This is a genomic window from Curtobacterium sp. BNK-1, from assembly GCF_048685235.1.
GTDB lineage: Bacteria > Pseudomonadota > Gammaproteobacteria > Enterobacterales > Enterobacteriaceae > Pantoea > Pantoea agglomerans.
Window position 1 is genome coordinate 2,351,610 of sequence record NZ_JBLQTJ010000001.1, and the last position, 24,800, is coordinate 2,376,409.

19 protein-coding genes are annotated in these 24,800 nt (G+C 48.1%); all 19 read right to left on the reverse strand.

The annotated features are described in order from the left end of the window. Window positions 1–27 precede the first annotated feature (27 nt). Window positions 28–1,437, reverse strand: a complete 1,410-nt coding sequence (gene gnd, locus ACMGGP_RS11250; protein WP_163850288.1) for an NADP-dependent phosphogluconate dehydrogenase — start codon at window positions 1,435–1,437, stop codon at window positions 28–30. 155 nt (window positions 1,438–1,592) lie between these two features. Further along, window positions 1,593–2,837 carry a capsular polysaccharide export protein, LipB/KpsS family gene (locus tag ACMGGP_RS11255; protein ID WP_089414010.1) on the reverse strand — a complete coding sequence of 415 codons (1,245 nt, stop codon included), beginning with the start codon at window positions 2,835–2,837 and terminating at the stop codon, window positions 1,593–1,595. Continuing rightward, window positions 2,824–3,948, reverse strand: coding sequence for a glycosyltransferase family 4 protein (locus ACMGGP_RS11260; RefSeq protein WP_089414009.1), 1,125 nt, complete (start codon window positions 3,946–3,948; stop codon window positions 2,824–2,826). Before ACMGGP_RS11260 ends, ACMGGP_RS11255 begins: the two co-directional genes overlap by 14 nt. Further along, entirely contained in the window at window positions 3,948–4,850 is a 903-nt protein-coding gene (locus ACMGGP_RS11265; RefSeq protein ID WP_167423434.1) for a glycosyltransferase, read from the reverse strand. The genes ACMGGP_RS11260 and ACMGGP_RS11265 overlap by 1 nt, the downstream gene beginning before the upstream one ends. Beyond that, a complete protein-coding gene (gene glf / locus ACMGGP_RS11270) occupies window positions 4,847–5,998 on the reverse strand; it encodes a UDP-galactopyranose mutase (RefSeq protein ID WP_089414007.1) in 1,152 nt (383 codons plus the stop codon). The genes ACMGGP_RS11265 and glf overlap by 4 nt, the downstream gene beginning before the upstream one ends. A 3-nt stretch (window positions 5,999–6,001) precedes the next feature. Then, entirely contained in the window at window positions 6,002–7,906 is a 1,905-nt protein-coding gene (locus ACMGGP_RS11275) for a DUF4422 domain-containing protein (protein ID WP_191919939.1), read from the reverse strand. Between the two features lie 11 nt (window positions 7,907–7,917). Continuing rightward, a complete protein-coding gene (locus ACMGGP_RS11280; RefSeq protein ID WP_089414005.1) occupies window positions 7,918–8,655 on the reverse strand; it encodes an ABC transporter ATP-binding protein in 738 nt (245 codons plus the stop codon). After that, on the reverse strand, window positions 8,655–9,422 hold the full coding sequence (locus tag ACMGGP_RS11285; protein WP_089414004.1) for an ABC transporter permease: 768 nt from the start codon (window positions 9,420–9,422) through the stop codon (window positions 8,655–8,657). Before ACMGGP_RS11285 ends, ACMGGP_RS11280 begins: the two co-directional genes overlap by 1 nt. Window positions 9,423–9,726: 304 nt before the next feature. Next, window positions 9,727–10,740, reverse strand: coding sequence for a UDP-glucose 4-epimerase GalE (gene galE / locus ACMGGP_RS11290; protein ID WP_010670976.1), 1,014 nt, complete (start codon window positions 10,738–10,740; stop codon window positions 9,727–9,729). A 42-nt stretch (window positions 10,741–10,782) separates the two neighbouring features. After that, entirely contained in the window at window positions 10,783–11,685 is a 903-nt protein-coding gene (gene galF / locus ACMGGP_RS11295) for a UTP--glucose-1-phosphate uridylyltransferase GalF (RefSeq protein ID WP_010248118.1), read from the reverse strand. Between the two features lie 278 nt (window positions 11,686–11,963). Then, complete coding sequence (locus tag ACMGGP_RS11300; RefSeq protein WP_010248120.1) at window positions 11,964–13,304, reverse strand: lipopolysaccharide biosynthesis protein; 1,341 nt, start codon at window positions 13,302–13,304, stop codon at window positions 11,964–11,966. Then, complete coding sequence (locus ACMGGP_RS11305; protein WP_010248122.1) at window positions 13,301–14,524, reverse strand: glycosyltransferase; 1,224 nt, start codon at window positions 14,522–14,524, stop codon at window positions 13,301–13,303. Before ACMGGP_RS11305 ends, ACMGGP_RS11300 begins: the two co-directional genes overlap by 4 nt. A 4-nt stretch (window positions 14,525–14,528) precedes the next feature. After that, complete coding sequence (gene wcaK, locus ACMGGP_RS11310) at window positions 14,529–15,791, reverse strand: colanic acid biosynthesis pyruvyl transferase WcaK (protein ID WP_010248124.1); 1,263 nt, start codon at window positions 15,789–15,791, stop codon at window positions 14,529–14,531. Between the two features lie 159 nt (window positions 15,792–15,950). Beyond that, a complete protein-coding gene (locus ACMGGP_RS11315) occupies window positions 15,951–18,167 on the reverse strand; it encodes a phage tailspike protein (RefSeq protein WP_498798448.1) in 2,217 nt (738 codons plus the stop codon). Window positions 18,168–18,249: 82 nt separating this feature from the next. Continuing rightward, complete coding sequence (locus ACMGGP_RS11320; RefSeq protein ID WP_010670977.1) at window positions 18,250–19,284, reverse strand: glycosyltransferase; 1,035 nt, start codon at window positions 19,282–19,284, stop codon at window positions 18,250–18,252. Window positions 19,285–19,330: 46 nt separating this feature from the next. Beyond that, window positions 19,331–20,083: a glycosyltransferase family 2 protein gene (locus ACMGGP_RS11325; protein ID WP_010670978.1), complete on the reverse strand. Its 753-nt coding sequence runs from the start codon at window positions 20,081–20,083 to the stop codon at window positions 19,331–19,333. A 69-nt stretch (window positions 20,084–20,152) separates the two neighbouring features. Beyond that, the gene (locus ACMGGP_RS11330) at window positions 20,153–21,070 is read right to left on the reverse strand and encodes a glycosyltransferase family 2 protein (protein ID WP_498798449.1); all 918 of its coding nucleotides are present in this window, start codon (window positions 21,068–21,070) and stop codon (window positions 20,153–20,155) included. A gap of 128 nt (window positions 21,071–21,198) precedes the next feature. Next, window positions 21,199–22,335, reverse strand: coding sequence for an EpsG family protein (locus tag ACMGGP_RS11335; RefSeq protein ID WP_010248137.1), 1,137 nt, complete (start codon window positions 22,333–22,335; stop codon window positions 21,199–21,201). A gap of 277 nt (window positions 22,336–22,612) precedes the next feature. After that, the gene (wzc, locus tag ACMGGP_RS11340) at window positions 22,613–24,790 is read right to left on the reverse strand and encodes a tyrosine-protein kinase Wzc (protein WP_010248139.1); all 2,178 of its coding nucleotides are present in this window, start codon (window positions 24,788–24,790) and stop codon (window positions 22,613–22,615) included. Window positions 24,791–24,800: the final 10 nt, after the last annotated feature.

Here is a 24,800-nt window from a genome sequence, read left to right on the forward strand (position 1 = left end):
CCTCCGAAGAGGCCTTTACAATTTTAGTTAGTCTAACCACTCGGTGTGGAACACACCGTCTTTATCAATACGCTTATAGGTATGCGCGCCGAAGTAGTCACGCTGCGCCTGAATCAGGTTAGCAGGGAGCACTTCTGAACGGTAGCTGTCGTAGTAAGCGATCGCCGCAGAGAAGGTTGGCGTCGGGATACCGTTCTGAATCGCGTAGGAAACCACATCACGCAATGCCTGCTGATACTGATCGGCGATATCTTTGAAGTACGGTGCCAGCAACAGGTTAGCGATGCCTGCATCTTCTGCGTATGCATCAGTAATCTTCTGCAGGAACTGGGCACGGATGATACAACCAGCGCGGAAGATCTTCGCGATTTCACCGTAGTGCAGATCCCAGTTGTTCTCTTCAGACGCGGCACGCAGCTGTGAGAAGCCCTGAGCATAAGAAACGATTTTACCCAGATACAGAGCGCGACGAACTTTCTCGACGAACTCCGCTTTGTCACCGGTGAAGGCCTTCGCCTGTGGACCGCTCAGTACTTTAGAGGCTGCCACACGCTGGGTTTTCAGCGAGGAGAGGTAACGAGCGAACACAGATTCAGTGATCAGTGACAGAGGTTCGCCGAGATCCAGTGAGCTCTGGCTGGTCCATTTACCGGTGCCCTTGTTCGCTGCTTCATCCAGAATCACATCAACCAGGTATTTACCTTCTTCGTCTTTCTTGGTGAAGATATCTTTGGTGATGTCGATCAGGTAGCTGCTCAGTTCGCCGTTGTTCCACTCAGTGAAGGTCTCAGCCAGCTCTTCGTTGTTCAGACCCAGCGCGCCTTTCAGCAGAGCGTAGGCTTCTGCGATCAGCTGCATGTCGCCATACTCGATGCCGTTGTGAACCATCTTCACGTAGTGGCCCGCGCCGTCCGGACCGATGTAAGCCACACAGGCTTCGCCATCTTCTGCGCGTGCAGCAATTTTATCCAGAATAGGAGCAACCAGCTCGTAGGCTTCTTTCTGACCGCCAGGCATGATAGAGGGTCCTTTCAGTGCGCCCTCTTCACCACCGGAAACACCAGTACCGATGAAGTTGAAGCCCTGGTCAGAAAGCTCTTTGTTACGACGGATAGTATCTTTATAGAAGGTGTTACCGCCATCGATCAGGATGTCGCCTTTATCCAAGTGTGGGGTCAGGGAGGCGATTGTCTTATCGGTCGCTTCACCCGCCTGAACCATCAGCAGGATACGACGAGGTTTTTCCAGCGATTCGACAAACTCTTCAACGGTGTAAAAAGGAGCAAGTTTCTTGCCCTGGTTCTCGGCGATGACTTCATCAGTCTTTTCGCGTGAACGGTTAAAGATAGAAACAGTGTAACCGCGGCTCTCAATGTTAAGAGCCAAATTACGGCCCATCACTGCCATACCTACAACGCCGATCTGTTGCTTGGACATTATTTACTCCTGTCTGAGTTTGATACTAATAATCATTCAAAAAAAGCACTTTTGATGATACATGATGTCATTTAAAAATTAAATCGGCTTATAAAATCAAGCACTAACAGACAAAAAAATTAGAAGATGTCATTGTCAAAAGCTCGAAATGACGCTTATTTTCTATTGCGTAACTGTTCTAACTCTTCTTCACAGATTCTTACACGTTCAATGTATTGTTGAAGTTCTGATGCTATGCTTTCCTTTTCATTCTTAAGGTTTTCGTACAAATCTATTGCTGCATAAGCATCGAGAGTAGATTGCTTTGCCTTGCGCTGCTCGTATTCGAGGCGCCCGTGAAGATCCAGTATGATCGGTAATAATACATCTGAGTGATTTATATGAGAATCTACATCACCATACCCAGGATCAAAGTTTGCTAACGCATTATCGATAGCATCATCATAATTTGAAGGAGACGATGGATCGATCCAATAATCTGTTAAAAGGAAGGCCAGTGTTTTTTTTTGAAAGGCATTCATTTTATCAGGGTAATGTAAGAACGCTTTCTTAAGATCGTTTTTATCCTTAACGATGTTACAACAATGCTGCCATTCACACTTACCTGCACAAAAAACAGAAGCTCCATCAATTAATGCTTCAATTCCGACTCCAGAATTCACTGTAATAACTGAGTTAGACTTCCTAATTAAAGTGTGAATATTACTATTAGTTCTAACCACCCAAGGATTGTTTTGAGTTAACAAAGTAATAGTTTCTTCAACGGCAAAAGACTGACAGAAAGGATGCCGTTTGACAAATAAATAAACTTTATTTTCTTTGGCAAGCTCGGCAGCTTCCAGAAGTAATCTGATACCATCATACTCACTGTGAATAGCGACGGGATCATTTTGAACCTGCATCGGATAGAAAACGAAACCCTGAGTAATTTCTGGCAATTCTTCATCAGACTGAGGGTATTTTGATTCATTTTTTTCGATAAACTTCAACTTCCAGTCATTTAGAGTTTTTTCAACATCCTTTTCATCTAAACTCTCAATTTTTGATTTGTATTTATCAAAGTTTAGCGAAATATCTGACCAACCGGAATAGCCTGTGAAATCCATTGAAAATAACGGCGTGACAGCAGCTTCTTTCATCCTCACAATATTTTTTTCATCACCCCATGAATGATATGAAAAAACTAATGTTCCTTTTTCTGGTTTCCTGGGCGCCTCATCTGCTCCGAACGGAACTTCTCTAAAGTAAAGTGGGATTTTTCTTTCAGTCAAAGATAGAATGAGATTAGTAATAAAGGACTTATGCTTGTGACCATCGACTGGGTTTTTCGTCCAGGAGACAGGAACCTCTACAACTATTTTTGAAGGCATTGATCTCTCGACTTTGTCACTCAAGTTCATTGTATACTCCCAATGTTTTTTCTATTACAAATGTTAAGCAAAAACGCGACATCACCCAAGCTCGAGCATTGATACCAAAATCCAACCTCATTTCCTTACTTTTAATCAACATTTCAAGTTTGCAAACAAGATCTTCCAGATCTTTATTAATTATAAAACCCGTAACATCATTAACAATAATACTACTGCATCCGCCAGTGTTATAGGCAATTGAAGGACGACCGACGGCCGCTGCTTCAATCAAAATCCTGGGCACACCCTCGGCATATACTGAAGGTAATGCAACAATATTAGACTCTTCGATTAGTGTCTTCATATCATCGCGTTGACCAAGCCAGACAATATCATTTGCATCTGACCATTTTTTTATAACGCTATCAGGAATAGAGTCCGGATCATTCTTAACGCTAATACCTGCTACTTTTAATATAAAAAATACGCCTTTTTTCTCCAGAATCTTCCTGGCTTCGATTAAATCGGACAGACCTTTACTCCAGATAAGGCGACTGGCAAATAATACAACAGGAAGAGAATTATCTGGATCAGGCGTATACTTAAACTGTTCAGTATCGATTCCCGCACCATCGATCACCATGGTCTTTTGCGAATCAATACCCGTAATTGAGATGATTTTCTCGCGATCTAATTCATGCTCGAATATAAAAAAAACATCGTGTTTTTTACTAATCCAACGGTAAAAAGCTGATACATTAAATTTTATGAATTCGTATTTAGCAGACTTCGAGGAAAACACACGCCCCAGTCCAACGAAACTTAAAACAAGCTTTTTATGAAAAACTTTCGCATAGAAGCCGCCGATAATACACGACTTAATGGTGATGCAATGTAAAATATCAGGATTAATTTTCCTGATAATATGAAGTGATTTGAAGAAGTCTCTGATGATTACAAATGGGTTCAGAGATTGTTCAGACATCCTGGAGTTGTGGGGTATAAGGCCAGACTTTTCAAAATCATTAAAGATTTTTTGATTCTCGAAATTACAGACGACATGAACTTCATATCCATTCTCTTTTGCTGCAAGGGCCCGCTCTTTCCAGTGTAAATTGAAATACCAATCAGAGTTGATATAAAAACAAAGTTTTTTCATTACTGCCTGCCATTTTTAACACCATTGACTTTGAATAAACATCCATCAACGATACCCTTAGTCAAGGACGTTAGATACTTGAACTTATTTTGGGACTTCAAAACCATTAAATAATATTTAATTAGCCGTAAGAAAATAGAGAGGAGACTAAATGGTTTATTTTCAGGAAAAAGATAACGTGAAGATATTAAGTTTCTGGATAAATAGTATATTTTCCATGGCATCATGGCAGTGCTGGATTCAACAACATCATGGTAAAAAACAAGGTCTGGATTATAAAGCAACTTACATCCAGAAACCTTTAACTTCCACGAATAAAAAACATCATCAAAGTAGATGAAAAGATCTTTGTTAATAAATTTATATGACTCTTTGAGTGTATTAAAAGCAACAAAAACCCCAACAAAAGAAAATGCCTCAATTTCTGTCACATTCGACTCAATGGCTTCAAACTTATGACTTTTCCGTGGATATTCTAATAATTCACCAAAAGAATTGGGAATTTTCATCCAAGGGATATTCATTTTGCAGCGTTTACCATGACTATCTAATACTCTGGTAGCAATGGCCTGAGCATTTCGCTTGTCACTTGCCATAAAGATTTCAAGCAACAGCAAATCCGGATAAGCATCATCATCGAAAAACAGCACCCAATCTGGGGTGCTGTTTAATGCTATCCATTGAGAACCTCTAAAAAAACCTCCAGCTCCGCCATCATTCACTTCACTGGAAATTACTTTTATTCGAGGATCACTTAAGTTCATTAACCAATCAAAGGTGCCATCAGTTGACGCATTATCCACTATAACTATTTCATGAAAAGGTAAAGACTCTACAGCGGCCCAACACTTTTTAAGCTTTTCAATACGATTATAGGTGACGATTAAAGCGGCAATTTTCATCTGGGATTAACCGAGAAAACAGGCATTTTCTGATTATTATTCAGAGCGTCACGGAATTTATCAACTACTTCTAAAGCTTCTTTTATAGTAACATCCATGTCCAGATAACGATAAGTACCAAGACGACCAATAAAAGTAATATTTTCCTCTTTTTCCGCTTCATCCAGATATTGATTCAGAAGTTGCATTTCTCCCATCTGGCGAATTGGATAATAAGGGATATCTTTATCGGTACAAGACCGGCTGAATTCTTTATAACATACAGACTTATCGTGAGACTCCCAGGGAGCAAAATATTTGTGCTCCGTGATTCGCGTATAAGGAACGTCGACTTCGCCGTAGTTCATCACTGCACAGCCTTGATAATCACCTTCGGCATCAAAACGTTTAAAATCCAGAGTCCTATAACCCAGACGGCCTGATGTAAAATCAAAATAACCGTCCAGCGGACCACTATAAAACACATGATCATAGTTTTCTTTTTCACTTCTATTAAAGAAAGTGTTCAATTCAACTTTGATATTTTTGTGCTGCAGGATCGACTCAACAATAGGTGTATAACCCTCCTTTGGCATACCCTGAAACTTATGATTGAAATAATTATCATCATAGTTAAATCTTACTGGCAGCCTTTTCAAGATGGAGGCGGGTAACTCTTTAGGTTCCATTCCCCATTGTTTTATTGTATAGCCTTTAAAGAAAGCTTCATATAACTCTTTTCCTACAAAGCGTAGAGCTTGCTCTTCAAAAGTTTGAGGATCAAGGATAGATTTATCGCCTTTCGACTCAATGAGCTCTTTGGCTTCAGCTGGGTTACATGTTTTGCCAAAAAATTGATTGATTGTATGCAGATTAATAGGCAGTGAGTAAACACTCCCATTAACCGTTGCTTTGACACGGTTAATATAAGGCATCATTTCGCAATGGGCATTAATATAGTTCCATACTTTTTCATTGTCAGTGTGAAAAATATGGGGTCCATAGGTATGCACCATTACACCAGTGTTGACATCTCTTTCACTGTAACAGTTGCCTGCTATATGATTACGTGCATCGATAATACGAACATTGTGCCCATCTTCTGCCAGTTCGCGGCCAATAACTGCACCCGAAAAGCCAGCACCCACAATTAGAATATTCTTTTTCATAAGTTAACCTAAAATCACGCGACGAATTTTGTAATAGTTACGAGCAATCATTTGCCTGCGCTTACTTCCAACCGGGGCAAACTTATTGAAATAAGGCATGATTTTTCTTTTTATCCTGGTCTGAAGTAAAACCTGCTGATGAACTATCACGGAGGGCATTGCCACACCTGTTTTATTTAAGCGGTCATAGACCTCTTTCTGCCAGGGTGTCTCATGAATGTAGGACATAAAGTTATCGAAGAAATCAACATGAGGTGCATCCCATGGTTTATTTTCCCCAGCAAAGTGAATCATTTTAGGATTTTTACGTGACTTCAAAAAACCCATATACGTTTCAAACTTCAAATTGGGGAAGAAATCATCTGTATTTCCGTTACCATGATAGACATTCCATTCCCCTGGAAGGTAGTGGACACGGCCGTAGAATACTTTATTCATAATATCCTGATCGAGGAACCAATATCTGCGCGCTTTCATTGTTTCCATCAGACTTGCAGACGTATTCTCTTTTCTCATTTGATTAATGTTAAAAAGAATAATACCAGCCTGAAAATAATTGTGCGTTTCCTTCATTCCTAACACTTGTTCGAGATACTGATTCGCAGTCAGGTCTTTAGGTTCATCTATATGTGCAATAGCCCCAAATTTTACGAACCCTTCCATCACAATGTCTCTGACAGCAGCGATTAAGTTTTCCCCAAGCTCCGTATGAACAAGTTCCGCGACGTCGCTTTCAACTATCGTGTCAGCATCTATAAACAGCACTTTTTCGAAGTTGTAGAAAAGAGATGGTATGAAAAGTCTTGCATAGGTTGCAGCACTAAAATGAGCGCGCGTATAGACGCTTTTCATTTCACTAAATGCATTCACATCGAAGAAACGTAACGAAAAATTCTTTCTTCCTTTCAGCAAAGAATAAAATCGGGATTTATTTCTGACTGAAACACCATTCTCTAATATGACGATATCATAATTGTCGCTCGAATTACTATTTTTAATAATAGAATTAATAAGTGCGCCACCGCTTAAAGAATAATTGTCATCGAAGCAAATAACAATGGGTATGTTGTTTTCTGTGAAAGCTGGCTTTAGCTTTCCATTGAAAGTTTCAGTTTTGACAAAAGTCCTTTGCAATTCCTTTTTCGTTAGCCCGGAAACTTTCTCTTTATGGATTAGAAATATATTGAAAAGGCGCTCTGAAATGTGCCCGATCACTCGCTTCTCTTGCGCGTTATAATTTTTCATTGAAAAATTAACTTCAAGATCATCGAATATGCTAAATAACCATTCTGAATATTCTTTAAAAAGCCCGGACTTCATGACAAACATATTAGTATAATAACCGTCATGCGCACTATTAAACGCTTTTACTGCCGCTGCATATTCTGGATAGAGATATAACAGACTATCTATGGCTGATTGATAGTCCTCAATATGCAGGTGTGGTGAAATCTTGTAATGCTCATAGTTATTTTTACTGCCTGCCTGCCTGACACTCCATTTTTTAGGTAATAAAATATCATTATCAGCAATCGCCCGGATAATTGACTCTTCATTCAAGCCAAATTTTTCTTCGTACTCTTCAGAGATAATTTCATCATTCACTACGCCCCAGACATCTTCTGGATAATCTTGTTTTTCTGAAAAATTAAGATGACGCCTGTAATGCATAAATCCTATATATTCAGAAGAAACATCATTCTTCCATACCCAATATTGTGCAGTCAGCTCACAATAAAATGGATTTTTGATTGAAATGTTGTAACCGGAATCATCACCTTCACAACAAATATCATTATAGTTATTGGCTTTGCCAACATGGATAGGTTTAATAACCGGTGACGAGAGGAAAGCGCTCGGTTTATGATGACTTGTATAGAGTTTAACTTTATCTTGATGAGTAATCATTCGATGTTTCCTTACATTGAAGAACGATATTGTTGTAATATATTTTCGGCACTACCACTCGCTTTTAATCGGTGGTTTTCAATCCAGATGACGCGGTCACAAATTTTCTCGATGTCGCCAAGATTATGACTGACAAATAAAATCGTGACGCCTTTATCTTTAAATTTATTTATGGTTTCGATACATTTCTTTTGAAATGCATAGTCCCCAACTGCTAAAACCTCATCAATAATGAGAATATCAGGGTCTACCTGCGTGATGACCGAAAAACCTAACTTGGCCAGCATTCCACTTGAATAAACACGAATAGGTTCATCAATAAATTCACCTAATTCGGAAAACTCTATTATTTTATCTATTCGCTCATTGAGTTGTTTACGTCGCAATCCCAGGAGAGTGGCGTTCAGGCGAATATTTTCCCGGCCAGTAAGTTCCGGATGAAACCCCCCTCCTAATTCCAGCATAGAGGCAACTCTGCCATTGGTCTTAACTGTGCCTGTAGTAGGTTTAATGACTCCAGCAACCAGTCCAAGCGAAGTACTCTTTCCCGCACCATTCCGACCAATCAGTGCTACAGACTCGCCTTTCTTGACAGTAAAGGAGATATCTTCAATTGCCAGATAACTTCTGCCAGAGAGTAGTGTCAACGCGCGCCTGGGATTGAAAATCAGCTCTTTTATTCCGGAGCCAATGTGATGATATAAAGGATAACGCTTTGTAACGGATGTGAACTCTATTGCAACTTCCATTATAAGATCTCTGCAAACCGAAATTTTAATTTATTAAATACCCAGGAACCAACAATAACAGTGATTATTCCCATCCCATACAGAGAAAGGATTTTTTCATAATCAACATTACCGTTCATAAACAATTCCCGCCAGCTCAATACCATATCCGCCAAAGGATTATATTCAACTAACCACTGGTAATTCGCTGGTATCATGTCTCCTGCGTACAGTATTGGAGTACAGTAGAAAAGCAACATGATCCCTAATGTAACAAACCTTTCTAAATCTCTGAAAAACAGGTTAAGCGTTGAGAGGAAAAGTGCTATTCCATATGAAAATAACAACTGACCTATACCAATCAATGGTATTCCATATATCCAGTTCCAATGCGGCGTCATGTCATAAATATATAAGAAAACTATAATTACTGGAATAGTACACAAAAAGTGTAAACACTCCATCATGACATTACTGAACGGAATAACCGATCTGGGAAACACCGTCTTTTTTATTATCTGTGCATTAGCAATAAATGAAAAAAGAGAATTCGATGTTGTGCTTGCGAACCATTGCCATGGGAATAATCCGGTAATGATGAAAATTGTGTAATTGGGAATTTGAACCCGCATGATCAGTTTGAAGATAAAGTAGTAAATCATCGCAAAAAGAAGGGGGTTTGCTATGGACCATAAATAACCTAAAAAACTACTTTTATATCTAACCTTAAGCTCTTTCTCAGTGATAACTGTCACCAAATCAATGAGATAACCTAGACTATACTTCATAAATTACGCTCTGTTTTCAACTTTTAAAATGATTAATTTATGTTCGACAGGTGCATAAACCACGCTACCGCCCCTGGCTTAACAGCTACCACAAGACTACATACCAAGCCAAATTTTAGAATTCTGTCGTTACATTGCAGAGGTGCTGATTACTTACAGACAATCATCCTCTTTAGTAGGCAATTAAGGATATTAAACCTGCGATATTATCATTATCCTGGTGTAGTTCAAAGTCTGTAGATTTCTTTGATTCATAACGCAAAAAAGCCTGTCCAGAGACAGGCTTTTTTAACTATTTTTTCAACTACCTGAACCCATCCGGGTTCTTGCTCTGCCAGTTCCACGTATCGCGCATCATCTCATCGATGCCGCGCGTCACGCGCCAGTCGAGCGTGGTGTTTGCCAGTGACGCATCGGCCCAGAACGCAGGCAGGTCGCCATCGCGACGTGGCTTGATCTCAAACGGGATCGCCTTGCCGGACGCCTTCTCAAACGCTTTGATCATCTCCAGCACCGAGAAGCCTTTGCCGCCGCCCAGGTTAAAGGCGGTGTAGCCCTCAACTTTGCTCAGATAATCCAGTGCTTTCAGATGCCCTTCCGCCAGGTCAACGACATGGATGTAGTCACGCAGACAGGTGCCGTCTGGCGTATCGTAATCACCGCCAAACACGCCCAGCTTCTCCAGACGGCCAATCGCAACCTGTGCAATGTACGGCAGCAGGTTGTTTGGGATGCCCGCCGGATCTTCACCGATTTCGCCTGACTCATGCGCGCCAACCGGATTGAAGTAACGCAGCGCAATCGCCTTGAACTTCGGCTCCGCTTTGGCGAAGTCGCGCATCACGAATTCGGTCATCAGCTTAGAGGTGCCGTATGGACTGGTGGTGCCGCCAATCGGGGTGGTCTCAACGTAAGGAACCGGGGCATCTGCGCCATAAACTGTTGCTGATGAACTGAAGATGAAGTTCCAGACGCCGGCATCACGCATCTCTTCCAGCAGCACCACGGTGCCCGCGACGTTGTTCTCGTAGTACTCCAGCGGCATACGCGTGGATTCACCAACCGCTTTAAGTGCAGCAAAGTGGATTACGGCTGAAATGCTGTTGGATGCAAACAGGTCACGCAGACAGGCGCGATCACGGATATCGCCTTCAACGAAGGTCGCTTTTTTGCCTGCCAGTTTCTCAACGCGGTTAATCGCTTCGCGTGAGGCATTGCAGAGGTTATCCAGAACCACAACATCATCACCGCGCTGCAACAGCGCCAGTACCGTATGGGAGCCGATATACCCTGCTCCGCCCGTGACTAAAATTGCCATGTGAGCTCCTTTCAATCTGCCGCGCAGGACGCGGCAAATAAATTACTGTTGTTTTGCGAGGATGGTCTGGATAGCTTCGCGGAAATCGCGACCCTGCGCGTTGCTGCGCAGGCCGTAAGAGACAAACGCCTGCATGTAACCGAGCTTACGACCGCAGTCAAAACTGTGACCGGTCAGCAGCGAAACATCAACGGTTTTATGTTTGCTCAGGCTGGCGATGGCATCGGTCAGCTGGATACGGCCCCACGCGCCTGGCTCAGTGCGCTCCAGTTCCGCCCAGATATCAGCAGAAAGGACATAGCGGCCTACCGCAGCCAGGTCAGAGTTCAGTCCGGCGGTATCTTCAGGCTTCTCAACGAAATCGGTAATGGTGCTGATGTCGCCAGGGTGATCAATCGGCTCTGCAGTGGTGATTACCGAGTACTCAGTGAGATTGGACGCGGGCATATGCTGCGCCAGGACCTGGCTGTGGCCGGTCTCTTCAAAACGGGCAACCATTGCTGCGAGGTTGTAACGCATGTGGTCAGCGGTAGAATCATCCAGCAGGACGTCAGGCAGCACGACCACGAACGGATTATCACCGATCATCGGACGGGCACAGAGAATCGAGTGGCCCAGACCCAGCGGCTGCGCCTGGCGCACGTTCATGATGGTTACGCCTGGCGGGCAGATAGACTGCACTTCGCTCAGCAGCTGACGCTTCACGCGCGCTTCAAGCAGCGCTTCGAGTTCATAGGTGGTGTCGAAATGGTTTTCTACGGCATTTTTCGATGCATGCGTGACCAGCACAATCTCTTTAATACCCGCGGCAACACACTCGTCAATGATGTACTGGATCATCGGTTTGTCGACGACAGGCAGCATCTCTTTCGGAATGGCTTTAGTCGCAGGGAGCATATGCATACCGAGGCCCGCAACCGGGATTACTGCTTTAAGCTTGGTCATATTTATTCCGTTTAATAAAATGAAGATGTGGGTCGATTATGCAGGATCGGCCGGAAGAGCAAGTATAATCTTTATCTGAAAATCGGACAGTAACTCTCTGTCATAACTTGGAAATTCGGCATTTTGCCCATTGCCAGCAACGGCATAAACTGAATAAAGACAATCAGTAATCGAATATCGCCTCTGTTATTTCAACCCCTGGTCGCCGCACGGCTGAGACCAGCCATAAATGAAAACGGGCGACCCTGAGGCCGCCCGTTGATATAACGCAATTGTGATTACAACCAGCCTTCAAACCACTCTGGCATCACAAACAGATTAAAGTGATTGACCAGCAGCATTATGCCGACAAATACCACCGACACCGCCACCCACTGTCGGGCATAAGGGATAAACCGAATGCCAATCACCGGCTTGATAAAGAACGGATGAGCCAGTGCCGAGATCAGAATCTGCGAGATGGAAAGCGTCAGCGCCACATAGAGCACGTTCGGCCAGATAAAGGTGGTTGCCAGCACCGCCAGAACCACAATACTCGCCACGATGTTCCAGTAGAACTCAACGTTGGTGCGTCCGTTGGCCTGGGAAATCGCTCCGGTCAGTCCGCCCATCGGCCGCAGCATACCAAACAGCAGCATCAGCGGAATCAGGTGATAGACCTGCTCGTGGGATGCGCCGTAGAGCACACGAACGATAACCGGCGAGAAGATGCCAATCACCAGGTACATCGCGCTGCTGAACAGCATGATCCCCAGCGTGCCTTTGAGGAACAGCTTCTTCAACTGCTCGGCATCGTGCTGCTTCTCTGCAAAGCGCGGCAGTGCCAGACGGTTAATCACCGGCGTCACCAGCTTCAGCGGTTGCAGCACCAGCTCTTTCGCCAGCGAGTAGACACCCAGCATCTCGGCGCCCATCACTTTACCGACCACCAGCGCATCGGCCTGGGTTCGCAGCTGGTTAATGGTCTGCGAGCCGAGCTGATAACTGCCGTAGCGAATCGCGCCAATAAAAGTCGCTTTATCGAACTCCCAGGTCGGACGCCACGACTTCTCACCCAGCGCAATCATGCAGAGGATGCGGGTAAAGGCGTTGATAAACAGACCAAGAATCGCCGCCGCTACGGTGAGCGAGGTGAACTCCAGCATCGCCACCACACAGAGGAAGGCAAACAGCTTGGTGCCCATCTCAATCTTCGCCAGCGAAACCATCCGCTTGGTTTTGATGTAGTGCGCCTGATACTGCGACAGATGCCCCAGCACAAGGAAGTTGAGGCTGGTCAGCATGATCAGACCCACCAGCTCCGGCAGGTGATAGAACCAGGAGACCGGGAAGGCGATCAGCAGCATGATCAGGCCAGTACACAAGCTGAGTGAGACGTTCACCCAGTAGATAGTGCTCTGCTCACGACGGGTAATGTTCTGGCGATGCACCAGATAACTGCTCATCCCCATATCCTGCAGCACACCCGCCACCGCCAGGATGGCGTTGATGATGGCTAACAGACCCAGCTCGTGGGTTTCCAGTTTGCGGGCGAGAAAGCTTAGCTGTGCAACCTGCAGCACTGCCGAGAAGCAGGTGCTGCCGAACAGCCAAATCGCCTGTGACTTAAATCCACTCACACCAGTCGCTCCAGAATCTGTGCCAGTTCGCCGTAGGCGATATGCTGATTAAATTCAGTCTCAACTTTGTGACGGGCGGCCGCGACCACGGGCGCCACATCCACTTCACCCTGAGAGAGCTTCAGCAGCGTCTCCGCCAGCGCCTCAGGATCGTCCTCTTCCACCAGCCAGCCAGATACGTTGTTTTCGATCAGCTCCGGAATGCCGCTGTGGAAGGTTGAGACCACCGGCAGGCCGACCGCCATCGCCTCCATCAATGCAACCGGAATACCTTCCATATCGCCATCTGCGGCGGTTTTGGAGGGCAGCAGGAAGATGTCAGCCTCACTCAGCGCGCGACGGATCTCCTCCTGCGGTTTAAAGCCCGGCATGCTGACGCAATCTTCCATCCCCTCGCGGGCGATGAAATCACGCATCATCTCATCCTGATCGCCGTTACCGATAATGGTGTACTGAAACTGACCGCCACGCTGCTTCAGGATGGCGCTGGCTTTGACCGCCACATCCAGCCCTTTCTTCTCGGTCAGACGTGCCACCGAAACGATACGCAGCGGCGTCTGAAACGCCTGGCGCGGCTGGAAGTTAAACTTTTCCGGCTCAATGCCCATACGCGTAACGTGAATTTTTTCCGGCGGGCAGCCCATCTCAATCAGCTTGTTCTTCCACAGATTGCTGATAGGCAGCATCAGCTCACTCTGGCGGAACAGATTCACATAGTCGAGTTTGTGCTCTTCCAGAATGTGACGACGGGAAATATCGGCGCCGTGAAACACGGTCGCCTGTTTACCCTTGAGCACGCCCAGCTCACGCAGCTTGTTCGCCAGCGCACCGGCATAGCCGAAATGCACCAGGAACACATCTGCGGTGAAGGTCTGCTTTGCATTCGCCACAATCGACGGCAGCAGCAGTTTGCTGGACTGCGCGCCATACCGGCGCACATTCAGCGAACGCAGCAGCGACGGCTTCGTCACTTTTGGCAGCACCAGCTTGATGCGCTGGTTCAGCTTATCGACAATCGAGATCTTCTCTTCCGGCAGCAGATAATGCGTCTTCGCCGCCAGACCATACTCATCAAAAGCGGCATGCCGGTTCACTAAATCGCCGGGAAAGACTGAAATAATCTCCACCTCGTAACCGGCATCAATAAAGTGGGTTACCTGATTTAATACGAATGTCTCAGAGGCAACCGGGAAACGCATGGTGAAAAAAGTCAGTTTCATCACATTACCCTAATACTTTGAGAATCTCTTCAGTGATCCGGTTGCCAATTTCCCTTTCATTCGCAACGGCCGTGTCGACCTTAAGCTTGATGTTGTCGTAATCGGCAAGCACAGTTTTCACCTTGTCGATTAGCGAGCCATCCATCAGGCTTTTCACATCGGTTGCCATCTGCGGCAGACCAAGCTGGTTCATCACACCCATCGACTTGTGCTCGTAGTTGATCGCCACAGCCGGGGTGCCAAAGTTCATGGAGATAATCGCCGAGTGCAGGCGGGTACCAATGGTCAGATGGCAATGATTCAGCAGGATGCCCAGTTCCAGGTCATTAAACTCATCCATAATGACATGGTAATGTTCAGGCTGCGTCACGTGGTCACGCAGGGTCAGTGCAACCATGCGGTCATCTTTGGCATAGCTGTCGATGCCGGTACAGGTTGAGAACGCCACAACCTGATAGCCTTCAGCAATCATGGCGTTGATCACCCGGCCAAATGCCGCTTCATACTCTTTCTGCGTCACACCCAGACGTTTATCAAACGGTGCCAGTTCACGCACGGTGATCGCGATGGTTTTACGGCCATCGATAATGCCCTGCCAGTAGAGCAGGTTATGGCTCGGATTTTCGACTTCGCGTGCCCGCACCAGGAAAGCGGTATCAACGCCAGACGCGACTTTAGAACTGGTCACGCCATCGCGCTTCATCAGGTCAAGACTGACCGATTCACGCAGCACCAGGCTGTCGACCCGATCAAAGACAAAGTTTGCCAGCGCATTGACGCGCGGGTTCTGGAACGGCCCCACCGAGTGACCGATCAGGTAGATCGGCTTTTTCGCCATCAGCGCACAGAGGGCATGGTCAAACTGGGTCACACCATAGAGGTCAACGAAGAACGATCCGCCAACCTGAATAATCGCATCATATTTTGCCAGGCTGTCAGTAAACGCCTTCAGGTGCGGGGGTACAGCGAACGACTTAAAGATCCCGCCCTTGCCCAGATGCGCCATCATGATATCAGGCATCAGGCGGTTCGCGACTTTACGCTTGAACGAACCGACCAGACCTTTGCCTGATTTGCTGTTGTGCAGATACAGCGCATCCTGCTTAATATCCTGCTGAAGCAGATAACCGGAGCTGGTTGGATAACGGCTTATAACATCAATTTCTAAATCACTGCGTGCAGACTTCATTGAATCAATCAGTCCACGAAGAATCGCGCCATCCCCGCGATTTCCACACGTATGGTTACCCACCAATAAAATTTTCATAACAACTCCGAATGAATTTTTTTAATTCTGTAAGCCGCCCAGATCCGCAATGGGCAAAATGAACTCTGTTTAAAGTAATGCTTTACGGGATAACGCACCCAAAGGTAGTGCTCCTGTTAAAACCGGCCGCCTCCATTGTGGCGGCCGTGATGCAAGGTGTTACGACTTGATTGCGAAGTAAGGCAGTGCGACCTGTTTGCCGTTGATCACGACGGAAACAAAACCTTCTGGCTTGCTGGTATCGACCTGATCGGCGGAGAGCGGACGGGAAGCCATCAGCAGGTCGCCCTGCTCATTAGCGCCCACGCCCGCTTTGCCGTTGTGCAGGCTGAAGCGCTGCGGCGCGAGTTTAGTCGCGTCGCCCGCCGGAGGATTGCCCTTCTCCATCTTCGCGTTAACGCGCGCACAGCGACCGGTGACAAAGCGATCTTTACCGGTGGTTTTCACCAGCACGGCCACCGACGGCGTCCAGCCCGCCAGTTTGACGAAGATGCGGACATCGGTGTCATGCTCAGCCACATAGCGCACATCGACAATCGGGCTGCTGCCTTCGGCCGACCAGCTCGCTTCAGAGCGATCTTTTTTGCGCTGTACGTGGATCATCGCGCGGCCACCGGTGGTCTTGTCACCGATCAGGTCCATCAGCGGCTTATCGCCACTGCCGTTGCTGAACTGCGACTGACCAAAAATTTCGATCTCCCACGAATCACCCACGGTCGGGGAGTAGAGGCTGCCGAGATCAAACCAGGTTTCCTGATTCGTGTTGTTCTCTAAACGCCAGCGCGAGGTGATGTAGTTGTACTTCAGGCTGCCATCCAGCGCGACGCCATAGGACTCCACGCGGGTCGATCCCATCTCCCAGATGCTGAGCAGACGGTCGCCCTGCATGGAGTTGTCGATCCAGCTGCCCGACTGCAGGCTGGTCTGGCGCATATTCAGGCGCGTGTTATGCGCGATCAGCGGATTCTTACAATCTTCCAGGCTCAGCGCATCGACAATCCACTGACCGTTGGAGAGATCGCCCGGGTTATCACAATGCTCAATCCAGCCGTTATGGATAATCGACTGGCCGCAGCGCGGCAGGTTGAGGACTTTGCCACCACGACAGTACTGCGCATTAAAGTTCGACAGCTCAATCGCGGTGCTGTGGTCCCATTTGCCCTGCTTCTGACCTGACCAGCCCGATTTGATCACATCGCCGCTACAGCGTGAGGCGTACCACTGGTCGATTTTACAATCCAGAGTATCCTGCAGGCTGATGGCGGTGCCGCCGACTGCGTTAAAGCGCAGGCAGGCACCACGGAAATATTGTCCGCCAGGGCAGTTATTATGGAAAAAGCCCTGCTTGTTGGGGCTTTTATCGCTGTTGCCGTTAAAGTTCAGGTTGGAAAGCTCAACCCGACGGGCATTCATCTCAAAGACGAACTCTGACTTACCATCCGAGACAATCGTGGTCGCCGGGAAGTAGCCGAAGTTTACCATCGCACCGGACATGCGGAAGAAGTTGAGATACTTATCGCCAAGGTTACAGGCTGAGACCATAAAGGTCCCGGCCGGGAACTGGACGCAGATCTGCTGGTTAGCCTGCTGTGACCACTGGAACATCGCCATAATGGCGGGCGCCGTATCGGTTTTGCCGTCGGCAATCGCACCGAAATCAAACAGGGTCAGGCGGTTAAAATCGTCTACCACGCGACGCCAGGAAAAGCCCTCACCGGCAAAGTTTACGCCGCCATCATTCTGAGCGGGCTGGAAGCTGCCGACAAACTCGCCGCCGCCGACTTCCCGTCCTTCATGCCAGCTTTTCAGCTTAACCTTGGCCCCTTCAAACAGCGGACGGGTTTTGCGTAACTCCGCTACGGACGGGATCTCACCAATCAGCTGATAACCCGCTGGCTGTGCCAGACGCTGGCTGAAATCTGCAGCGCCCGGACGGCTGACATCTGCGATGTTGAACAGCGTCTGACCGCTGCTGTCCTCGACTGCCATCGAATGCGACGGATTGGCAATCAGCGCAGCATTGTCCTGAATAAACTGGGCAAAGTTACCTTTGTTCAGCGCGATAGGCTGAGCAATCTCCGACACTTTGCCGCTGGCATCACGCAGGAAGACCGGGATCTGGTTGCCCGGTTTGCTGGCATCTGCACCTGCTTTACCAATCCAGAGTTTGCCTTCAAAGCCCTGCCAGAACTGCGGCGGCATGGCGTAGACATTTTCCGGGGTCAGAATTGGCACGTCGCTTTTAGGTACGTCAGTGGCATCAACCGGCTTCAGGGCGATACCGTTACTTTTTGCAGCGTAGCTGGAAAAGGTGCTCACGGAGAGAGCCCCCACCAGAGCGGAGGCGGCGGTCTGTAAAACTTCTCTTCTTTTCATGCATCAATTCCCGTAGTCAATAAGGCCATTGGCCATGGCGGTGTCCCTGAGGCACGTCGCAAGTGAGCTTTTCCAGCTCCGGTTAAACCAGTGACAGCCAGCTTTGCTTAATCTGATTACCGTCGAATTTCAGCGCGGTCTGTTTCGTTTTTTCGCTCATGGCATAGAACAGCGCGTCATCGCTGGCGAGCTGCTCCATTCGGGCCAGAAACGTGGCTTTGTCGTTCATCGGAACCAGGAAACCATCTTCACCGTGATTGATGATCTCCTGTGGACCGGTCGGGCAGTCATATGCCACTACCGGCAGTGACCAGGATTTTGCTTCCAGCAGCACCAGTGGCAATCCTTCATAGCGCGAGGTCATCAGCGCCATATCGCTGTCGCGATAGTAGTCGTTGATATTGCTGACCTTACCGACAAACTTCACGCTGTCGGTGATGCCCAGCACCGCCGCCTGGTCATGCAGTTGCTGACGCAGTTCACCGTCACCGGCAATCACCAGCGTCCAGTCAGGATGGCTGCGGGCGAAGTCGCGCCAGATATCCAGCATCAGGTCAAAGCCCTTCTGGTTATCCAGACGGCCTACGGCCAGCGCCTGGCGATGACGGGTCTGGCGCTGATAGTCTTTGTAAACCACCGGGTTGGGGATTTGCTTGCTGGGAATGCGCCAGCGGCTGAACACCTGATGATCTTTGTCGGTCAGAACAATCACGCGGTCGTAGTAGCGCAGCAGCAGAAACTTGAGGAACTTAATCGGTTTGCTGAAGGAGTTAATGGCGATGTGTTCGCAGGCGTAGGCTTTGCCCCGCTTCTTCTTCATCGCCAGCAGATTCCAGAAAGCGAACATCACGCTCAGGCGACCCATGCTGATCAGGAAGACGGTATCGAAACCCTCTTCGTGAATCCGGGCAACCGCGCTTTTGATCGGATTGCTCTGCCCTTCAAAGCTGACGATCTGTTTGACGTGCTCAAACGGGTAAAAGGTTTTTCCACTGCCTTCCAGCGAGTAGATGGTGACTTCATGGGTCTCGCCAAGACACTCTGACATGAAGTTACAGATGTTCTCGGTGCCCGCATACGAATAAGCATCTTTGATCACCAGGACAATTTTTTTCATGAAACGCTATCCACCTCAAATTTTAAAGACAATCCTGCCGACAGGCTTAACGATGCTTAAGGGTAAACAGCACACCATTCACCATATACCAGGCGTAATAGTAATAGATTTTTAAAGGATTGTTTTTATAGATAATTCTTAATAATTCAAGGTGCCACTGGGCCGCTTTGTTCTTATTACGGGAAAGGGAATCGCCTAATTCGTAATAGTTGACCAGAATCGTCTGAATTACGCGTGCCTGCTTATAGCGGGTGAATAATTCATACAAAAACAGGAAATCTTCGTGGCCTTTGCGCTGGAAGAAAAGCCCCTGCGGCGGGCGGCGGAAACAGACGGAGGAGAAGCAGACGCGATACTGCTTCTTCACAAAGTTTTCCTGCTGCAGGTAAGGTTTGCCGTAGGTAATGTCGTGCTCAGCCTTGCGGGTTTTATAGTGATATTCGGTAATCACAAAATCATCACCGGCCGCGATGGCAGCGACCTGCTGGGTCAGCTTATCCGCATGCCACTCATCGTCGCTGTCGAGAAAGGCGATAATCTCTTCAGTGGCCGCGCGCAGCCCGACGTTACGGGTTTCTGCTGCGCCCATGTTGACCGCGTTATCCAGAATGGTAATGCGCGGATCCTGACAATGCTCACGCACAAATTCCAGCGAGTCATCGGTCGATTTATCGTTGACCAGATAGAGATGCCAGTCGGTATAGTGCTGATTGATAACCGATTGCACCGCGCGTAACACCGTCTGACGTGCATTATACATAGGCATGACAATGCCAACGGTTCCAACAGAAGTATTCATCTTCAACCCTGAATTAATCGTAAAAAGAGTCGCTCCTGGCATCAGGAGCAGAGCGAGGCGCGGCGCGCGTCAGGAGATCGCTTTCTCACCGCCGAAACGTGCTCTGACCTTGTCTTTAACCCGGTTCATGAAATAAGCACGGTTGTCTTTGTTGGTGAGGAAGAAGTAGCGCGCGAAGCTCAGGCTCGCCATCAGCGACTTACCATCCATCTTGTAGCGCAGCGGCAGCTTAAAAGCTTTGTAGGTGTGGATATCACGCGGGGTCAGATGCGGCTTCATGCTATCGAGCCAGAACATCGAGTAGTTCACCGATTCGCCTTTGTGTTTCGAGCCAAACTTAGTGACCAGGTGGTAGTTCGCCAGCGGTGCAGCGATCATCACAAAGTCATAGCCCATGCGGTCGGCACGTATGCAGAAATCATAGTCCTGATGACGGATGTAGCGGGTATCGAACTGAATTTTCGCCGCGTCTTCCCGCTTCAGCACAATGGTGCTGGTCTGGATAAAGCCGTAGCAGCCGAACAGATACTCCGCGACCGTTTCATTTTTGCCTGGCGGCTGCATCGGCATCACTTTCAGGAACGTGCCATCCTGATAGATATTCACCTGGCTGAAAATGACGAAATTCTTTCTGCCCTGCGCGTCCAGCTGAGCAATTTTTTCGCTCACCTGCTGCAGTTTGTCCGCCGCCCACTCATCATCGGCGTCAAGGAAGCTGACGTAGTCACCGGTCGCCAGCTCAATGCCTTTGTTACGTGCACCGGCTCCGTTGAGTTTGACCTCGGAGAGCACCAGATTGATATCGAGATCCCGGTAGCGTTCGCTGCGCACCACATCCGCCAGCGCGGCGGCATCCGCAGATTTATCATCAACGATGATGACTTCGAAATTGCGATACGTTTGTGCTTTAACGCAATCCAGCGTCGTGACAATCGATTCTGACGCGTTATAAGCCGGAATTACGATGGAGAAACGAATGTCCTTCATTGCCAGCACCTCATTAAAGTAGTTCAAAAATAAACAGTTCATTCGACAACGGTCGATGAAAAACCTGTGTTCTGACCGACGACCGCCCCTGGGTGAAACTCGTCATCCAGAGGCGGTCGTCAGATTGATTAGTGGATCAGCCAAAACTCCCGCGCCACTTCATAACCGGTAACGGCCTGTTTGGTTGAAATGGTGTTGTAGTAGAGGTAATAGAGCAGGAAGAACACCAGCATGGCATACAGCGCTGGCTTCCAGGATCGCCTTGCCTGATAAATCAGCGAGGTCAGGATGATCGGCTCAACCTGCTGCAGATAGTTGGACAGGCGCGAACCTGACGGGAAGTTATACAGGAAGATCCTGATCGCTCCGCCGATGGCAAAACTTAAAATCAGCAGATAGTTAAGGCGATACTGGGCGTAATTCTCGCGCTTCAGCTTATCGGTCAGCATGAAATAGAAGAAGACAAACACCAGCATGATGTTTTTCAGGTTCGATACGGCCAGGATGCTGCCACCCATTGCATAGGAGGGGTCATTGTTATAGCCCGATGCCCTCTCTCCCAGCGATCCCAGATGACCGGCAATCAGGGCAATAAAGCCCGAGCCGCCCACAACCGATAGCGGCAGACTGGCAACGATGATAATGACCGGCCACCAGCGCCAGTCCCGGATAAACAGGAACGGCACAAGCGTCACCACCATGACGCCGGTGTTATGGCTCGTGAACGACAGAATAAAGAAGGCAAATGCCCACCAGTAGCGCTTGAGATAGATCGACCAGAGAACGCCAAGGAACAGCGCAGAACTCAGGCCAAAGCGAATCTGGTTAATGTCTTTGTTGATAAAGATGTGCGCCGAATAGAGCACCAGCGCCAGCACCGGATACGGAGACATCTTCCTGAAAAACCAGGTATTGATGGAAACGGCAATGGCGCAGAAGACAAACAGGAAGATGCTGGCATTGTGCGAAAACAGGCTGGTGAGCCAGGCCATCGCAAAAATCAGCGGTTCGTAACGGAAAAACGCAACGGTATTAAAGAAGCCATTAATCTCAATACGTCTTACAAAGTCTTCGAAGAAGCTCCGGTACTGAAAGTCATCCATGCCGGTACCAAGACCGCGTATTCCCCCGAAAATAATCAAAGTCACGGCGGCAAAACAGAGTAGCCAGGTCAGAATATAATTTGTGCGTTCGTCTTTTTTTAGCGCTATTTCAAACAGCGAAAGCAGCAGTAAAAAGCCTGATACATACCAATATGGAGCCATGGTGTGATTCCTTAATTCCACAAGTTCTCATGCCAGCAATAATCACGCTTCGCCTTACCGACTGGCTTTACAGCGAGTCTGATTGCACGGTCACAAATTGCGTGCGGGCGATGCCTGCTGGTGATGAATTCTGTTGAGTGACGCTCGCCATGCGATTTATAGATGTATCGCTTTTGTGGGTTTGGACAGAATAACCTGTGTAAATTGATGCGTGTCGTCATTCAAAGGGACGATAAAAAGGGGCGGTCAGACCGCCCCCTGTTTTATTGCTCAATGATCAGCTTTTGTTCGTCTTGCCGTAGTCATAGGCGTAGTAGTCATACCCATAGCCATACGCATTAGCGGCTTTACGCACCACGGCGTTGAGGATCACACCTTTAATCTCAATACCGTTCTGGGCAAAGCGTTTGAAGCTGACGTCCACTTCTTTGGTGGTGTTGGCTTCGAAACGCGCCACCATCAGTGAGGTGCCGGCCAGCTTACCGATGATAGAGGCATCGGTGACGGCCAGGATTGGCGGCGTATCGATTAACACCAGGTCGTAGTTCTTGCTCGCCCACTCCAGCAGCTCACCCATGCGACGATGCATCAGCAGCTCAGACGGGTTCGGCGGAACCTGACCACGTGGCAGGAAGTCGAAACCGTACACGCCCTGCTGAATCAGCGCCGGGCTGAACTCAGTTTTACCGGACAGCACGTTGGACAGACCTGATTTGTTATCTGCGCCCAGCAGTTCGTGGGTATAACCACGACGCATGTCGCCATCGATAAACAGAACACGCTGACCCGCTTTCGCGACCAGGGTCGCCAGGTTGGCACAGATAAAGGTTTTACCAATACCCGGGCTGGCACCGGTGATCATCAGGATATTGTTTTTCGCTTCCATCATCGCGAAGTGCAGGCTGGTACGCAGGCTACGAATAGCTTCGATGGAGAGGTCAGTCGGGTTACCCAGCGCCAGCAGCGTTTCGTGCGGATCGGTTTTCACCTTGCTGCCACGACGCGCCAGGGCTTCGGTATCCTTCTTACGCTGCCAGTCTGACAGTGGAACGCTGGCATAGACATTCATGCCCAGCTCTTCCAGCTGATCCGGGTTCTCGATGCCGTGATGCAGCAGCGCTTTCAGCAGAACCAGACCCACTGACACGAACAGACCGAAAATCAGGCTCGCGGCGATGATCAGCAGCTTCTTCGGTGCAACAGGCGAGTTAGCGGTCTGCGCGCCATCGATGATGCGGACATCACCCACGGTGCTCGCTTTACTGATACCCAGCTCCTGCTGACGGTTCAGCAGCTGCATGTAGATCTCCTGACCAGACTGAACGTCACGGGTCAGACGCAGGATTTCCTGCTGAGTCTGCGGCATGCCAGCAATTTTCTTGTTCAGCTGAGCCTGCTCACCTTCCAGCGTTTTGCGTTTTTCAAGCAGCGCGCGATACGTCGGGTGATCTTTGGTAAACAGCTGAGAGACTTCGGCTTCACGGAAGGTCAGTTCGTTCAGCTGACTCTGCACGCTGACAGAGGAGTCCAGAGCGGATTTCGCTTCCAGTGACAGGTCAACAGATTCGTTCTGACGACGGAAGGTGTTCAGCTTGTCTTCCGCTTCATCCAGCTTGCTGCGCACGGCAGGCAGCTGAGTGCGTAAGAACTCCAGGCTTTTCTCTGCCTGCGCTGACTTGCGCTCAACGTTCTGTAACAGATAGTTATTCACAATCTGGTTCAGCACTTTGCTGATCTGCTCTGGATCTTCACCCAGATACTCCAGACCCAGCACGCCGGTATCTTTACCTTTGTCTGCCACGGTCAGGTTAGAGAGCACTGAACGGATCGCCTGCAGGTTATTCAGCTTGGTCACGGTGAAGCTGGTGCCTTCATCAGCGTGAATCTCGCTGACCAGCATGCTGATGTCGCCGTGCGACTCCAGCTGGCCGACTTTACCTTTGAACAGCTCATCGCCATCTTTTGAGACGGTGTAGCTATCCGGACCGGTCACTTCCAGTTCAACGTTACGTTTGTCGATAGTGCGTGGGATTTCCAGGCGCGAAATCGCGATACTGGCGGGTTTGTTGCCCATCAGGCGCGACAGACCTTTACCGATAACCGGGAAATAGTTCTGCTCAACGACGGTATCCAGACCCAGATCGTCAACGGTTTTGCCGATGACCATACGGGATTCCAGAATCTCGATTTCCGTATCAGAGGCTGGTGTCGGTGGCAGAATGCTGTCAATTTCGTTCAGAACGGTGCTGGCATTCTTCTGCTCAACCTGAACTAACGCATCTGCGCTATAAATGGGTGTTGCAAACAGTGTGTAGAGTGTTCCCGCCAGCATGAAAAAAGCGGTAACGGCAACAATGATCCAGCGATGATCAATTAGCTGTCCCACAAGATGCGCCAGATCCCATCCATTCGAATCCTCTCCCGGCGCGGTTCTGACCTTATTTTTTATATTCATGGATAATCCC

Bases quoted from the DNA above. Each gene is read 5' to 3' on its own strand.
- galE (WP_010670976.1), bottom strand. From the start codon at position 10,740: ATGGCAATTTTAGTCACGGGCGGAGCAGGGTATATCGGCTCCCATACG.
- ACMGGP_RS11325 (WP_010670978.1), bottom strand. From the start codon at position 20,083: ATGAATACTTCTGTTGGAACCGTTGGCATTGTCATGCCTATGTATAAT.
- gnd (WP_163850288.1), bottom strand. From the start codon at position 1,437: ATGTCCAAGCAACAGATCGGCGTTGTAGGTATGGCAGTGATGGGCCGT.
- wcaK (WP_010248124.1), bottom strand. From the start codon at position 15,791: ATGAAAATTTTATTGGTGGGTAACCATACGTGTGGAAATCGCGGGGAT.
- ACMGGP_RS11320 (WP_010670977.1), bottom strand. From the start codon at position 19,284: ATGAAAAAAATTGTCCTGGTGATCAAAGATGCTTATTCGTATGCGGGC.
- glf (WP_089414007.1), bottom strand. From the start codon at position 5,998: ATGAAAAAGAATATTCTAATTGTGGGTGCTGGCTTTTCGGGTGCAGTT.
- ACMGGP_RS11275 (WP_191919939.1), bottom strand. From the start codon at position 7,906: ATGATTACTCATCAAGATAAAGTTAAACTCTATACAAGTCATCATAAA.
- ACMGGP_RS11280 (WP_089414005.1), bottom strand. From the start codon at position 8,655: ATGGAAGTTGCAATAGAGTTCACATCCGTTACAAAGCGTTATCCTTTA.
- ACMGGP_RS11285 (WP_089414004.1), bottom strand. From the start codon at position 9,422: ATGAAGTATAGTCTAGGTTATCTCATTGATTTGGTGACAGTTATCACT.
- ACMGGP_RS11260 (WP_089414009.1), bottom strand. From the start codon at position 3,948: ATGAAAAAACTTTGTTTTTATATCAACTCTGATTGGTATTTCAATTTA.
- wzc (WP_010248139.1), bottom strand. From the start codon at position 24,790: ATGAATATAAAAAATAAGGTCAGAACCGCGCCGGGAGAGGATTCGAAT.
- ACMGGP_RS11330 (WP_498798449.1), bottom strand. From the start codon at position 21,070: ATGAAGGACATTCGTTTCTCCATCGTAATTCCGGCTTATAACGCGTCA.
- ACMGGP_RS11265 (WP_167423434.1), bottom strand. From the start codon at position 4,850: ATGAAAATTGCCGCTTTAATCGTCACCTATAATCGTATTGAAAAGCTT.
- galF (WP_010248118.1), bottom strand. From the start codon at position 11,685: ATGACCAAGCTTAAAGCAGTAATCCCGGTTGCGGGCCTCGGTATGCAT.
- ACMGGP_RS11315 (WP_498798448.1), bottom strand. From the start codon at position 18,167: ATGAAAAGAAGAGAAGTTTTACAGACCGCCGCCTCCGCTCTGGTGGGG.
- ACMGGP_RS11335 (WP_010248137.1), bottom strand. From the start codon at position 22,335: ATGGCTCCATATTGGTATGTATCAGGCTTTTTACTGCTGCTTTCGCTG.
- ACMGGP_RS11255 (WP_089414010.1), bottom strand. From the start codon at position 2,837: ATGAACTTGAGTGACAAAGTCGAGAGATCAATGCCTTCAAAAATAGTT.
- ACMGGP_RS11305 (WP_010248122.1), bottom strand. From the start codon at position 14,524: ATGAAACTGACTTTTTTCACCATGCGTTTCCCGGTTGCCTCTGAGACA.